Source organism: Cellulomonas sp. ACRRI, from assembly GCF_022346185.1.
Lineage (GTDB): Bacteria > Actinomycetota > Actinomycetes > Actinomycetales > Cellulomonadaceae > Cellulomonas.
Genome location: NZ_JAKRMS010000116.1, coordinates 1 through 13878 on the forward strand (window position 1 = coordinate 1; position 13878 = coordinate 13878).

12 protein-coding genes are annotated in these 13878 nt (G+C 76.8%); 8 read left to right on the top strand and 4 right to left on the bottom strand.

All coding sequences use genetic code 11. The features are described from left to right. The 7 genes from MHY85_RS16820 to MHY85_RS16850 form a co-directional block, all read left to right on the top strand. Window positions 1-743, top strand: a 743-nt coding sequence (locus MHY85_RS16820; protein WP_239198395.1) for a copper resistance CopC family protein, incomplete at its 5' end; no start/stop codon positions are given. After that, complete coding sequence (locus tag MHY85_RS16825) at window positions 743-2845, top strand: cytochrome c oxidase assembly protein (protein ID WP_239198398.1); 2103 nt, start codon at window positions 743-745, stop codon at window positions 2843-2845. The genes MHY85_RS16820 and MHY85_RS16825, both read left to right, overlap by 1 nt. Before the next feature lie 96 nt (window positions 2846-2941). Then, entirely contained in the window at window positions 2942-4987 is a 2046-nt protein-coding gene (locus MHY85_RS16830) for an alpha/beta fold hydrolase (protein ID WP_239198428.1), read from the top strand. 138 nt (window positions 4988-5125) lie between these two features. Then, complete coding sequence (locus MHY85_RS16835; protein WP_239198401.1) at window positions 5126-5353, top strand: DUF6458 family protein; 228 nt, start codon at window positions 5126-5128, stop codon at window positions 5351-5353. Between the two features lie 82 nt (window positions 5354-5435). Further along, window positions 5436-6446, top strand: a complete 1011-nt coding sequence (locus tag MHY85_RS16840; protein WP_239198404.1) for a S1 family peptidase — start codon at window positions 5436-5438, stop codon at window positions 6444-6446. 34 nt (window positions 6447-6480) lie between these two features. Then, window positions 6481-6708, top strand: coding sequence for a hypothetical protein (locus MHY85_RS16845; protein WP_239198407.1), 228 nt, complete (start codon window positions 6481-6483; stop codon window positions 6706-6708). Window positions 6709-6783: 75 nt separating this feature from the next. After that, window positions 6784-8832, top strand: coding sequence for an NHL domain-containing thioredoxin family protein (locus MHY85_RS16850; RefSeq protein ID WP_239198410.1), 2049 nt, complete (start codon window positions 6784-6786; stop codon window positions 8830-8832). Window positions 8833-8958: 126 nt separating this feature from the next. Here MHY85_RS16850 and MHY85_RS16855 read toward each other — a convergent pair whose 3' ends face one another. From MHY85_RS16855 to MHY85_RS16865, 3 genes are all read right to left on the bottom strand, one after another. Next, window positions 8959-10284 (bottom strand): diguanylate cyclase, encoded by a 1326-nt coding sequence (locus MHY85_RS16855; RefSeq protein ID WP_239198413.1) that lies wholly within the window; start codon window positions 10282-10284, stop codon window positions 8959-8961. A gap of 74 nt (window positions 10285-10358) precedes the next feature. Continuing rightward, on the bottom strand, window positions 10359-10991 hold the full coding sequence (locus tag MHY85_RS16860; protein ID WP_239198416.1) for a TetR/AcrR family transcriptional regulator: 633 nt from the start codon (window positions 10989-10991) through the stop codon (window positions 10359-10361). Window positions 10992-11081: 90 nt separating this feature from the next. Continuing rightward, entirely contained in the window at window positions 11082-11783 is a 702-nt protein-coding gene (locus MHY85_RS16865) for a heme oxygenase (biliverdin-producing) (protein ID WP_239198419.1), read from the bottom strand. 146 nt (window positions 11784-11929) lie between these two features. On the opposite strand from MHY85_RS16865, the gene MHY85_RS16870 reads away from it, so the two are divergent. Next, on the top strand, window positions 11930-12493 hold the full coding sequence (locus MHY85_RS16870; RefSeq protein WP_239198422.1) for a DinB family protein: 564 nt from the start codon (window positions 11930-11932) through the stop codon (window positions 12491-12493). Between the two features lie 854 nt (window positions 12494-13347). On the opposite strand, the gene MHY85_RS16875 is transcribed toward MHY85_RS16870, so the two are convergent. Continuing rightward, window positions 13348-13878 (bottom strand): DUF2000 domain-containing protein (locus MHY85_RS16875; RefSeq protein ID WP_239198425.1); only part of this gene is annotated, 531 nt, incomplete at its 5' end.

Genomic DNA, 13878 nt, shown 5'->3' on the forward strand with positions numbered 1-13878 from the left:
CCCGTCCCGCCCGCGCGGTCGCCGTGCCGGCCCCGGCGCCCCGTGCCCTGGCCGCCCTGGCGGCGGTGCTGCTGGCGCTCGCGGCGGTGCTGCTGACCGCGGGCCGCGCGGACGCGCACAACTCCCTGCTGGGGACCGACCCGGCGGACGGGTCGACGGTGGACGCGCCGCCCGCGAGCATCACGCTGACGTTCGACCAGCCGGCGCAGTCGCTGGGCACGGAGATCGTCGTGCTGGGCCCGGACGGCAGCGCCGTCAGCACGGGGGACGCCGCGCTCGTCGACACCACGGTGTCCCAGCCGCTGACCACCGGCCTGCCCGCCGGGGCGTACACCGTCGAGTGGCGCGTGACCTCGGCGGACGGCCACCCGCTGTCCGGCACGTTCGCCTTCACGGCGGCGTCCGGCGCGGAGGCCGCCGTCCCGGCCGCGCCCGAGACGATCCAGCCGACCGCCGCGCCGACGGCCGAGCCCCAGGCCGAGGCCACCGTCTCCGCGACGCTGGCGCCGCAGCAGGAGCTCGCCGAGGACGAGGACTCCGGACTCGCCGCCGGGGTGGTCGCCGCGATCGTCGTGGCCGTGCTCGCCGCCGGCGCGGTGGCGGTGTTCGTGGTGCGCGAGCGCCGCCGGTCGCACCCGGCCGACGGCCCCGCGGGCACCGACGGCCCGACCGGCCCGACCGGCCCGACCGGCCCGACCGGCCCGACCGGTCCCACCGGCGGGGACGGCCGGGCGGAGGGCTGATGGCGCCCGGCGTCGCCGCCCCCGCCGGCCCGCGCCCGGCCCGCAGCCCCCGCGCCGCGCAGGGCCCGGGGCGCTCGACGGACTGGCTGCGGGTCGCCGCGCTCGCGGTCGCCGCGCTGGCGGCCGTCGTGGCGGGCATCGCGTTCACCGGCGCCGCCGCGCCGACCGCCCTGCGCGACCCCGGCGCCCTCGTGCGCTGGGGCCTGCCGATCGCGTCGACGGGCGCCGAGCTCGCCGCGTCGGCGACCCTCGGCGGACTGGTGCTGCTCGCCACCGTCCTGGTGCGGCGTGACGAGACCGTCGTCCGCGCGGCGTCGGGGATCACCGCCGTCGCCGCCGGGGTGTGGACGCTCACCGCCGTCGTCGAGCTCGTCCTCACCTACGCGAACGTCGCCGGCCTGTCGCCCACCGACCCGGCGTTCGGCGGCGAGCTCGGCCAGTTCGTCACGCAGTTCGAGCTCGGCCGGGTGCTGCTGTTCGTCGCGGTGGCGGCGGCCGTCACGACGGCGCTCGCGCTCATGACCACCTCCCCCGTGGGCACCGCGTGGATCGCCGGCCTGGTGCTGGTGGCGCTGTGGCAGTCGGCGCAGACCGGGCACGCCGCGGGCGCCGCGAGCCACGACCTCGCCACGTCGTCGATGTTCCTGCACCTGGTCGGCGCGGCCCTGTGGATCGGCACCCTGCTCGCGCTGTCCCCGCTCGCGCACCGGCTCGGCGCGGACCTCGCCCCGGCCGTCGCGCGGTTCTCCGTCATCGCGGCCTGGTGCTTCGCGGCCGTGGCGGTGTCCGGGACGGTGAACTCGGTCATCCGGCTGGGCTCGTGGGACGACCTCACGACCCGGTACGGCGTGCTGCTGCTGGTGAAGATCGCCCTGTTCGGCGTGCTCGGGCTGCTCGGCCTGGCGCACCGCCGCCGCGTCGTCGGCCGGCTGCGCGGGGACGAGCGGGCGCCCGCCACGTGGCTGTTCTGGCGCCTGGTCCTGGTCGAGCTCACGGTCATGGGCGCCGTGTCGGGCGTCGCCGTCGCGCTGGGCTCCTCGCCGCCGCCGGTGCCGGACGACCCGATCACCGACCCCACCCCCGCGGAGATCGTCACCGGCCACGCGCTGCCGCCCGAGCCGACCACGCTGTCCTGGATCACGCAGTGGCGCTGGGACGTGCTGCTGGCGTCCGCCGCCGTCGCCGGCATCGTGGTCTACCTGCGCTGGGCGATCCGGCTGCGCCGCCGCGGCGACACCTGGTCCTGGGGGCGCACGGCGTCCTGGGTGACCGGCATGCTGCTGTTCTTCTGGACCACCTCCGGCGGGCCGGCGATGTACGGCCACGTGCTGTTCAGCGCGCACATGGTCGAGCACATGATCCTGGCCATGGTGATCCCGGTGCTGCTGGCGCTGTCGGCGCCCGTCACCCTGGCGCTGCGCGCGCTCCCCGCCCGGGCCTCCCGCGCGGGCGCGGGGCGCGGCACCGTCGACGCGTCCCGGGGGCCGCGGGAGTGGCTGCTCGGCCTCGTGCACAGCCGGTGGGGCCGGTTCCTCGCGAACCCGGTCGTCGCCGCGGTGAACTTCGCCGGCTCGATGATCGTCTTCTACTACACGGACGTGTTCCGCTGGGCGCTGACCTCCGAGGTCGGCCACTACGCGATGGTGGTGCACTTCTCGCTCGCCGGGTACCTGTTCGTCAACGCGCTGGTGGGCATCGACCCGGGGCCGAACCGCCCGCCGTACCCCCAGCGGCTGCTGCTGCTGTTCGCCACGATGGCGTTCCACGCGTTCTTCGGCGTCGCGCTCACCACGGGCGACGTGCTCCTGGTGCCGGACTGGTTCGGCCTGCTCGGCCGCGAGTGGGGGCCGTCGGCGATCGTCGACCAGCAGCGCGGCGGCGGCGTCGCGTGGGGGATCGGCGAGCTGCCGACCCTCGCGCTCGCGGTGGCCGTGGCGTTCGCCTGGGCCCGGGACGACGAGCGGACCGCGAAGCGGCGGGACCGGAAGGTCGAGCGCGACGGCGACACCGAGATGGACGAGTACAACGCGATGCTCGCCCGGCTGGCGCAGCGGGACGCGCGCGGGACGGGCGATGCCGGGGGCGCGCCCCGCGAGCCGTGATAGGACGGCGGTGTGACCGACGCTGCTGACCGTTCGCCCGAGCCCACGCCGCCCACCCCGTTCCACGACCTCGACGCCTACGTCGCCCTGCCCCGGATGTCCGGCCTGGCGCTGTCCCCGGACGGCACCCGGCTCGTCACCGCGGTGTCGACGCTGGACGCCAAGCGCACCCGCTACGTCACCGCGCTGTGGGAGGTGGACCCGGAGGGCGTCCGCCCGGCCCGCCGCCTGACGCGGTCCGCCAAGGGCGAGTCGTCCGCGCGGTTCGCGTCGACGGGCGACCTGCTGTTCACGTCCGCGCGCCCGGACGCCGACGCCGACGCCCCCGACGACGAGCCGCCGGCCGCGCTCTGGCTGCTCCCCGCCGATGGTGCCGAGGCCCGGGTGGTCGCGTCGCGGAAGGCCGGCATCGGGGGCGTCGTCGTCGCCGAGGACGCGCCCGTGGTCGTCGTCCCGTCCGACGTGCTGCCGAGCGCGGCCGACGACGCCGACGACGAGCGGCTGATCGGCGCCCGCAAGGACGCCAAGGTCGCCGCGATCCTGCACGCCTCCTACCCGGTGCGGTACTGGGACCACGACCTGGGCCCGGCGCAGCCCCGGCTGTTCGCGGGCGACCTGACCACTGTCGCCACGTCGCCCGAAGCCGGTGCCGCCGCGCCGCGGCTCGCGCTGCGCGACCTCGCCCCCGACGCCGGCGCCGCGCTGCAGCACCAGGACGCCGTGCTGTCGCCGGACGGCCGCACCCTCGTCACCTCGTGGGCCCGACCGGGTGCCCGCGGCACCGTCCGCCAGCAGCTCGTGGCGATCGACGTCGCCACCGGCACCCGCCGCGTGCTGGTCGACGACACGGCGGCCGACGTCGCCGGGCCCGTCGTGTCCCCGGACTCCCGGCGGGTCGCGTACCTCCGCGAGACGATCACCACGCCGACGGCCGCGCCGCAGGTGCAGCTCTGGGTCGCCGACCTGGACGCCGCCGACGCCGCCCCGCGCCGGGTCGCCGCGGACTGGGACCGCTGGCCGCACGAGATCGCCTGGACCCGCGACGGCGCCGGCCTGCTGGTCGGCGCGGACCACCTCGGCCGCGGTCCGGTGTTCCACGTCGCGCTCGGCTCGGACCTCGTCACGCAGGTGACGGCCGACGACGCCGTCTTCAGCGACCTGCGGGTCAGCCCGGACGGTGCGACGCTGTACGCCCTGCGCGTGTCCTACGCGGCCCCGTCGCACCCGGTCCGGATCGACCTCGCGGCGGCGCTCTCGACCGGGCAGCCGGTCGAGGCGGTGGCCCTGCCCGCGCCCGCGCCGCTGCCCGCGCTGCCCGGCACCCTCACGGAGGTCACCACGACCGCCGAGGACGGCGCCGAGGTCCGCGCGTGGCTCGTGCTGCCGGAGGGCGCGTCCGCCGCGTCCCCCGCGCCGCTGCTGCTGTGGATCCACGGCGGGCCGCTGAACTCGTGGAACGCGTGGTCCTGGCGGTGGAACCCGTGGATCATGGCGGCCCGCGGCTACGCCGTACTGCTGCCGGACCCCGCGCTGTCCACCGGCTACGGCCAGGACTTCGTGCAGCGCGGCTGGGGCGCGTGGGGCGCGGCGCCGTACACCGACCTGATGGCGATCACCGACGCCACCGTCGCGCGCGCCGACGTCGACGAGACCCGCACCGCCGCGATGGGCGGCTCGTTCGGCGGCTACATGGCCAACTGGGTCGCCGGGCATACCGACCGGTTCCGGGCGATCGTCACGCACGCCAGCCTGTGGGCCCTCGACCAGTTCGGCCCGACGACCGACAGCTCCTTCTACTGGGAGCGGGAGATGACCCCGGAGATGGCGCTGGCCAACTCCCCGCACCTCTCGGTCGAGAAGATCGTCACCCCGATGCTGGTCGTGCACGGCGACAAGGACTACCGGGTGCCGATCGGCGAGGGCCTGCGGCTCTGGTACGAGCTGCTGTCGAGGTCGGCGCTCGCCGCGGACGAGAACGGGCAGACCCCGCACCGGTTCCTGTACTTCCCGGACGAGAACCACTGGGTGCTCAGCCCGCAGCACGCGAAGGTCTGGTACCAGGTCGTCGACGCGTTCCTCGCGGAGCACGTGCTGGGGCTCAGCGGCGCGGACCTCCCGGCGCTGCCCGAGGTCCTGGGCTGACGGCGGCGCCCGGGCCGCGGGACCGCGGCCCGGGCGCGGTCACCCGTCCGCCGCTCGACGCGCGGATCAGCGGCTCCGCCGCCAGACTCGGTCCCGGAGCCCCGGGCACCCCCGCCCGGGCCGGGAAGGAGTCCGACCATGGGCATCGGCGGCGGCATCGCCCTGATCGTCATCGGCGCGATCCTCGCGTTCGGCGTCAGCGACAACATCGGAGCCGTGGACCTCACGGTCATCGGCTACATCTGCATGGGCGCGGGCGTGCTCGCGCTGATCCTGGCGCTGGTCCTCACCAACCAGCGGGCGAACACGTCGCACCGCGAGGTCGTCGAGCGGTACGACGGCCGCACCCCGCCCCCGGCGGCCTGACCCCGTCCGGGAACGGCGTGTCGGTGGCCGGCGTGACGATGTCCCCGCCGGCCACCGACGGACCGGCCGAGGGGGAGGATGCATGGACCAGGACGAGGCCCGCCGGCTGAAGCAGCAGCTGGTCGGCTACCTGCAGGACCTCGCGCAGCACGGCGTCGTCGCCGCGGCGGCCGACGACGGCACCCCCGGTCGACCGGCCGTCGCCCTGGGGCTGGCGCCGCGGACCGACGGGTCCTTCGGGATCGCCGTGCGCTACCGGCTCGGGCTGCCGGGCGTGCGCGGCATCGCCCGGCGGGTGGCGGAGCAGGTCGGCCCCGCCGCGGACGTGCGGCGCACCGGCCGCATCCGCGCCCTGCGCCGCACCGCCGCGCCGCGCCCGCCGGTCGCGACCGCGCAGGCCCTCGGCGAGACGGGCCGCGTCCGCCCGCTGCGCCCCGGGGTGTCGATCGCGCACGTCGACGTCACCGCCGGCACGCTCGGCGCGTTCGTCACCGTCGACGGTGCCGTGCACGCGTTGTCCAACTACCACGTGCTCGCCGGCTCCCCGCGGGCGCGGGCGGGGGACGTCGTCCTGCAACCGGGGCCCGCCGACGGCGGCACCGCCCCGGCTGACCGGGTGGGCACGCTCGCCGCGACGGTCCCGCTGGCGCCCGGCCGGGTCGCCACCGTCGACGCCGCCGTCGCCCTGCTGGACGACCCCGGTGTCGACCCGACGTACCCGGTCGGCCTCGTCACCACGACGGCGGTCGCGGTCGGCGGCGAGGAGGTCGCGAAGATCGGCCGCACGACCGCCGTCACCCGCGGGCGCGTGTCCGCGATCGAGCTGGACGAGGTGGTCGTCGGGTACGGCGAGGAGCTGGGCGAGCTGCGGTTCGACGACCAGATCGAGGTCGAGTCGACCGGCACGGGCCCGTTCTCCCGCGGCGGCGACTCCGGCTCCCTGGTCTACCGCGCCGACGGCGTCGCGCTCGGCCTGCTCTTTGCGGGCTCCGAGACCGGGGGCGACAATGGGACCGGGCTGACGTACGTCAACCCGATCGACGCCGTGCTGACGGCGCTCGGCGCCCGGCTGCTGGGCTCGCCCGCCGCCTGACCCGGCGACCACCGCCCGGCTCGGAGCGAGGGCGGTGGTGCAGGTGGCGGACATCGACCGGGCCCGCACCGCCAAGCTGCGGCTGCGGCGGGAGCTCGACGGCCGCCCCGGCGTGCGGGGGATCGGGCTCGCCCGGGCCGAGGGCGGCTACCGCCTCCGGGTCAGCGTGGCCACGAGCGCCGACGCCGCCGCGGTCCCCGCCGCGGTCGACGGCGTCGCCGTCCAGGTCCGCGTCGTCGGCGCCGTGCACCCGCTCCGCTGACGGCCCGCCCCGACGCGCGGTCCCGGTCCGCGGCCCGCGGGACGATCCGCGGGCCGCGTCGTGTTCACTACTCCTGTGACCACCAGCAGCACCCGTCTCCCGAAGGTCCGCGCGTCCGAGCTCGTCGGCCGCGGCTGGCTCAACACCGGCGGCCAGGACGTCGCGCTCGCGGACCTCCGCGGCAAGATCGTGCTGCTCGACTTCTGGACGTTCTGCTGCATCAACTGCCTGCACGTCCTCGACGAGCTGCGCGCCCTCGAGGAGCAGTACCGCGACGTCCTGGTGATCGTCGGCGTGCACTCGCCGAAGTTCGTGCACGAGGCCGACCCGGTCGCGCTGGCCGCGGCGGTCGAGCGGTACGAGGTGCACCACCCCGTGCTGGACGACCCCGAGCTGGTCACCTGGTCCGCGTACACCGCGCGCGCCTGGCCGACGCTGGTCGTCATCGACCCCGAGGGCTACATCGTCGCCCAGATGGCGGGCGAGGGGCACCAGAGCAACGTCGAGCGCCTGGTCCGCGACCTGGTCGCCGAGCACGACGCCAAGGGCACGCTGCACCGCGGCGGCGGCCCGTACGTCCCGCCGGAGCCCACCGCCGGCACGCTGCGGTTCCCCGCGAAGGCCGTCGCGCTGCCGGGCGGCACGCTGCTGGTGGCCGACGCCGGTCACCACTCGCTCGCCGAGCTGGCCGCCGACGGCGAGACCCTCGTGCGCCGGATCGGCTCCGGCGAGCGCGGGCTGGTCGACGGCGGCCCGGACGAGGCGCGGTTCAGCGAGCCCAACGGCCTGACCCTGCTGCCCGACGACGTCGCGGCGGAGGTCGGCTACGACGTGCTGGTGGCCGACACCGTGAACCACGCGCTGCGCGGGGTCCGGCTGGCCGACGGCGCGGTGACGACCGTCGCCGGGACGGGGGAGCAGTACCTGGTCGGCGAGCCGACCGTGCCGTCGCCGCTGCCCGGCCGGACCGACCTCTGGCGCGCCGGCGGGGCCCGGGCGGCGACGTCCGTGCCGTTGTCCTCTCCGTGGGACGTCGTGTGGTCCCCGCAGACCGGCACCGCCCTCGTCGCCATGGCCGGCAACCACCAGCTGTGGGCCTTCGACCCGCGGGACGGCGTGGTCGAGCCCGTCGCCGGCACGATGAACGAGGGCCTGACCGACGGCGACCCGCGCGAGGCGTGGTTCGCCCAGACGTCGGGGACCGCGCTCGCCGCGGACGGCCGGGTGTGGCTCGCCGACTCCGAGGTGTCGGCGCTGCGCTGGATCGACCCCGGGACGCCGGCCGTCGCCGCGGCCGAGGCGGCGCCGGCGGCCGGCGGGTTCGCGGGGCGGGTCGGCGCGGGCGCCGCGCTCGCCGCCGCCCGGACCGCGCCCACCGGACCCGCGGACGCCTGGTCCGGTGCGGTGGTCGGCACCGCGGTCGGCGCGGGCCTGTTCGACTTCGGGCACCGGGACGGCGCGGCCGACCAGGCGCTGCTGCAGCACCCCCTCGGGGTGGCCGTGCTGCCGGACGGCTCGGTCGTCGTCGCCGACACCTACAACGGCGCCGTGCGCCGGTGGGCCCCGGCGGCCGACGGCGACGGCCCCGGCGAGGTGAGCACGCTCGCGACCGGCCTGGCCGAGCCGAGCGGCATCGTCGTGCAGGCCGACGCGGAGGCGGGCGGCGTCACCCTGCTGGTCGTCGAGTCCGCCGCGCACCGGCTCACCCGGATCGCGCTCCCGGCGACCCTCGCCGGCGAGGTGCTGGACGCCGGTGCGCACCGCACGCAGCGCCCGGTCACCGACATCGCGCCGGGCGAGCTCGCGCTCGACGTGGTGTTCACCCCGGCGGCCGGCCAGAAGTACGACGACCGGTTCGGGCCGTCGACGATGCTGCGGGTGTCCGCGACGCCCGCGGAGCTGCTGCTCGACGGCGCGGGCGACGACGTGCCGCTCACCCGGACGCTGCGGATCAACCCCGAGGTGGCCGAGGGCGTGCTGCACGTCACCGCCCGCGCGGCGAGCTGCGACGCGGACCCGGCGATCGAGTTCCCCGCGTGCCACCTGAACTCCCAGGACTGGGGCGTGCCGGTCCGCGTGACCGCGGGCGCGCCGGCGGAGCTGTCCCTCCCCCTGCACGGCTGACCGCCCGCCGAGCGGGCGACCGACACGTCGAGCGAGTACCCGCTGGATGCTCGCTCGACGCGTCGAGTACCCGCTCGACGCGTCGAGTACCCCCTCGGTGCCGCGGGGCATGTCGGCGGCGGCGGGTCAGGAGGCGCCCAGGACCGCCAGGGAGAGCAGCGTCTGCAGGGTGGTCGTCACGGTGCGGTCGTCGGGCAGGGTCGACTCGACGGTGACCGCCCACGGCGCGCGCCGGAGCTCGACCTGCCGCACGCCCGAGACGTGCAGCGAGCCCGTGCCGCCCCGTGCCACCAGCACCGGCTCGGGGCCGTCCTGGCGCTGCACCGACCAGCCCGACCCGCCCATCGCCTCGGTCGCGGCCGCCGCGAGGGCGCACAGCCGGGACAGCGGTGCCGGTCCGGTGGCGGACAGCGCCGTGACGGAGGCCGCGACCGTGCGGCCGAGCACGGCCCCCGGGTCGTCGGCGCGGTACTGCCGGGCGCGGGCCGCGGCGTGGCTGCGCTTGGCGTGGTACTGCGCGGCGTCGGCCCGGCGGAACAGCGACCGCGGGGTGGGCGCCGCCCCGAGGGAGCCGCGCGCCGAGGACGCGATGCCGTAGGACAGCGAGGCACCGAACGGCAGGGCGCTGTCGCCGACCGTCGCGTCCATCACCTGCACGACCGTGGTCCGCGGGATGCCGGAGGTGACGAGGCAGAACTCGTCGCCGCCGATCCGGGCCACCGTCGACCCCGGCAGGCCGCCGCCGGCGCGCCGCAGCACGCCCGCCACGCTGCGCAGCAGCTCGTCGCCGGCGTCGTGGCCGAGCTCGTCGTTCACCCGCTTGAGGCCGTCGACGTCGCACATGACGATGCAGGTCTCGTCGCCGGAGTCGATCGCGGCCTGCGCCGCCTCGTCGGCCACGCGGCGGGTGCTCAGGCCGGTGAGGGCGTCGTCGGACACCAGGTGCCGCACCTGCTCCGCGAGGTCGAGCCGGGCGACCTGGGCCCCGAGCAGGGCGCCGAGCACCTCGCCGCGGGCGGCGTCGTCCGCCGTGAACGCCGGGGCCCGCTCGTCGCGCACGGCGCAGAGCACCCCCCACAGGTCGCCGTTGACGACGACCGGGGCGACCAGCGCGGGGCGCGGGCGCCCGGGGGCGTCACCCGGGTCGGACAGCCAGGTCTCCCGGCGCCGGACCAGCGCGCGCACCGCCTCGCCGTCGCGCAGGGCGTCCTCGGCGGCGGGCAGCTCGTCGGTGGGCTCGGCGGCGAGCACGTGCCAGTCGTCCTGCTCCAGCCGGGCGACCGCGGCCACCTCGACGTCGAGCAGGTCGCGCGCGGCGACCACGGCGGCCTCGTGCACCTCGCCGAGCGCGATCGCGCCCCCGAGGCGGTGCGCGAGCAGCGCGAAGTGCCGGGCGTCGTCCCCGTCACCGCGGGGCGCGCTCGTCCGGGCCGGCGGCGGGGCGTCGGTCACGCGCACATCATCGCGTGTCGGGCTCGCTGCCACACGCGGGCGCACCGGCGCTCCGCCGTGCGGGTGAACGCCGGTCAGGCGGGGACGGCCTCCGGCAGCGCCCCGGCCGCGGCCCGCTCCCCGGCGCCCACGGCCCGCAGCACGAACAGCACCGTCGACTCGATCGCGCGCTCGCGGGCGGGCTGGTCGTCCGGCAGGGCCCGGCTGCTGAGGCAGGCGTTGACGAGCGACACCGTGGTGCCCAGGTCCTGCTCGGGGAACGCGCCGGACTCGATGCCGGCCGACAGCACCCGGCGCAGCAGCGCCTCGACGAGCACCACGTGCTCGCGGACCCGCTGCTGGGTGCCGCGGGACAGCACCGAGCGCAGGTCCGGGCCGGGGGCCAGGTGGTAGTCGCGCTTGAGCTCGCACTGCGCCCGGACGTACGCGCGCAGCTGCGCGGTCGGGTCGTCGATGCCGGCGAGCTCGGCCTCGAGCGCGGCCACGTACTGCCCGGTCTCGTGCATGATGAAGCCGACGAGCATCGACTCCTTGTCGGCGAAGTGGTTGTACACCGCCGTGCGGCCCACGCCGGCCGCCTGCGCGATGTCGGCGAGCGTGATCGAGTCGAACCCGCGCTCGGCCATCAGGCGGGACATCGCGCCGAACAGGCGGAGCCGCGTCTGCTCGCGGTGCTCGTGCAGCGACCCGCCGATGATCTTGGGCATGCTGACATCGTCGCACGAAACGTCAGCACATCGCTCTTGCGCGTGTGGCGGCGGTGTGCAGGTGTCGCGGGAGCACCGGGACGGAGCGGGTCAGGCCGCCCGGTGCACCTCGGCCAGCGCGGCGAACAGCGCGCGGTTGTGCCGGAACGCGGCCCGCGCCTCGTCGACCACCGCGGCCCGCTGCGCCGCGGTGAGGTCCAGCGCGTCGACCCGGGCCCGGTACAGGTCCTTGAACGGCTTGGGCTTGGGGATGGCGGGGAACGCGTAGAACCCGACGCCGTCGTCCGCCACGGCGTAGTGCCGCTGGACCATCCGGCCGATGACCTGCCCGCCCGACAGGTCGCCGAGGTACCGGGTGTACGCGTGGGCGACGTAGGCGCCGACGTCCGTGCCGCCCGCCCGGACCGCTGCCGCGTACGCGGCCGTGGCGGGCAGGGGCACGGCGCGCTCGCGCCAGCCGGGGCCGGCGAGGTGCGCGAGGTCGGCCTCGAGGGCCGGGACCCGCCGCAGCTCGTCGAACACGACGCCGGAGCCGGCCGGGGTGCGGCGCACCAGCTCGCCGACCTCCTCCAGCGCGGTGTAGACCGCGTGGAGCTGCAGCGCCAGGTCGACGTAGGCGGCGGTCGTCAGCCGCCCGCCGAGCAGGTCCTCGACGAAGGTCGAGCCCTCGGCCGCCTCGTGCTCCGGGCGGGTGCCCTCGCGGAGCAGCACCGACAGCGGGACGGCGGCGTCGTCGGGGGCGGTCCCCGGGGTGCGCGGCGCGGCGGCGGGCAGGTCGTGCGTCGTGGTCATGCGTGCTCCCGGGGGCCGGCGGCGGGCGTCGAGATGACGCCGCGTCAGAACGTACCGCACCAGGTAAGGATTGCCTACCCTCCGTCACCGTACGCGATCGTGCGGCCGGTGCCCGGCCGGGAGTCGCGCGGGATACGGTGCGTGACGTGACCGCCGCGACGCCCCCCGACGCCGACCCCGCCGACGACTACCGTCCCGCCGACCCGGACGCCAAGGACTGGACCTGGGTCATCTCCGAGCGGTGCCCCGAGTGCGGCTTCGCCGGCAGCGACGTGTCCGGGCCGGACATCGCCGGGACGGTGCACGACCTCGTGCCCCGGTGGCGCGCGGCCCTGAACCGGCTGGACGTCCGGGACCGGCCGGACCCCGGCACCTGGTCGCCGCTCGAGTACGGCGCGCACGTGCGGGACGTGCACCGCGTGTTCGCGGAGCGGCTGCGCCTGATGCTCGCCGAGGACGACCCGCTGTTCCCCAACTGGGACCAGGACGCCACCGCGGTCGCCGAGCGGTACGACCGGCAGGATCCGGGGCGGGTGGCGGACGAGCTCGCCGACGCCGCGGCGGCGCTCGCCGCCGGGTTCGCCGCGGTCCGCCCGGACCAGTGGGACCGCGCCGGGCGCCGGTCGAACGGGTCGTCGTTCACGGTGACGACCCTGGGGCAGTACTTCCTGCACGACGTCGTGCACCACCTGCACGACGTGCGGGCCTGACGGACGCGGCGAGGCCCCTCGGACGCTTACTCCGAGGGGCCTCGATCCGTGGACGACGCTACGGACCGCGCGGGCGTCCGCGGGGCAGGCGCGCCGGACCGGCCCCGGCCCGGCGCGGGAGCGCGCCGTCGTCCACAGATTCTGTGCACAACCCTGTGAACACCGCATGATCGTGCAGGTGACGCTGTGGACAACATGTGCACCCCGCGGTGGACGAGAATTGGCCCTCCCAGGCCCTTGCGGGCGTCCTCGCGCCGGGTCTAGAACTCTTCCAACGACCTCGACGGATGCACCGTCCACCGCAGGGAGGCCCGCCTCGGCGGGTGCCCGGCGGAGCGGAGCCGGCGGGGTCGGGACCGGAGGGAGAACGGCGGACCACCTCGGCGGGGCGACCCGACGAGCTGCGGATGACGACGCAGCGGCCCGCAGGACCCCGAAGGTCGGATCGTCGCCGTCCCGCCCGCGGCTGGTGCCCCCCGAGGTCCCCGCCGGGTGCCGGGGCGGAGCCGCACCGTCAGAGCGGCCGCCGGTCCCCGATCCGTCGGGGGCGTAGGGACGACGATCGGGGAGGGCCCCTCGGACGCTTACTCCGAGGGGCCCTTCTCCGTACCCGGGGTCGGTTACCCACAGCGTGGTCGGGGTTGTCCACAGCCCGTCGTCGCCCGGACGGCCCCCCGGACCACCCGGTCGGGCGATATGTCGGTTTCTGTCCACAGGAGTTGTCCCCACCTTGTGCACGGGGCCGTGGATCGAGCGCGGGCCTGCGGCCGCGGCTGTGGATGCCGTGTGCACGCACGGTGGCCGGCTGGGGACCATCGGGAGTCCGGCGGGCGTCGGCCTGGGGACGGGGGCGGTCAGGACAGGAGGCGCAGCTTCCCGACCAGGCGATCGACGCGGTTCCGCGGCCCCACGATGCTCAGGGCGAGGTAGTCGTGGGTGTCGGCGGGCCGCTCCCGCATCGCCGCCAGGTACTCCGTGTACACGCGGATCTGCTGCGCGATGGCGGGCATGTCGGCCACGTGCACCCCGGGCGCGGCGAGGGCCTTCGCCCGCAGCTCCGCGAGGGTCGCCCGGGGTGCGCCGAGGACGGTGCAGCCGGTCCAGGGCAGTCCGGTGTGCTCGCCGCCCTCCGCGTCGGCCGCGGCGGGACCCAGCAGGCCGTGCACGCCGGTGGCGGTCGCGGCCGTCACGCAGGCGACGGCGTTCGCCGCCCGGCCGGGGTCGAGCGACTCGTCGACGACCACGACCCACTTGAGCCGTGCGGACCGGGTGGGCTCGTCGAGCCGGATCTCCTCGGGGTCGAAGCCGACAGCCGGGGCGGCCGTGCCGGTGGCGGCCGCGGCGGTGGCGGGGGCCGCGGCGGCCCCCGCGGTGGGGGCCGCCGC

Bases quoted from the DNA above. Each gene is read 5' to 3' on its own strand.
- MHY85_RS16825 (WP_239198398.1), top strand. From the start codon at position 743: ATGGCGCCCGGCGTCGCCGCCCCCGCCGGCCCGCGCCCGGCCCGCAGC.
- MHY85_RS16860 (WP_239198416.1), bottom strand. From the start codon at position 10,991: ATGCCCAAGATCATCGGCGGGTCGCTGCACGAGCACCGCGAGCAGACG.
- MHY85_RS16865 (WP_239198419.1), bottom strand. From the start codon at position 11,783: ATGACCACGACGCACGACCTGCCCGCCGCCGCGCCGCGCACCCCGGGG.
- MHY85_RS16835 (WP_239198401.1), top strand. From the start codon at position 5,126: ATGGGCATCGGCGGCGGCATCGCCCTGATCGTCATCGGCGCGATCCTC.
- MHY85_RS16840 (WP_239198404.1), top strand. From the start codon at position 5,436: ATGGACCAGGACGAGGCCCGCCGGCTGAAGCAGCAGCTGGTCGGCTAC.
- MHY85_RS16830 (WP_239198428.1), top strand. From the start codon at position 2,942: ATGTCCGGCCTGGCGCTGTCCCCGGACGGCACCCGGCTCGTCACCGCG.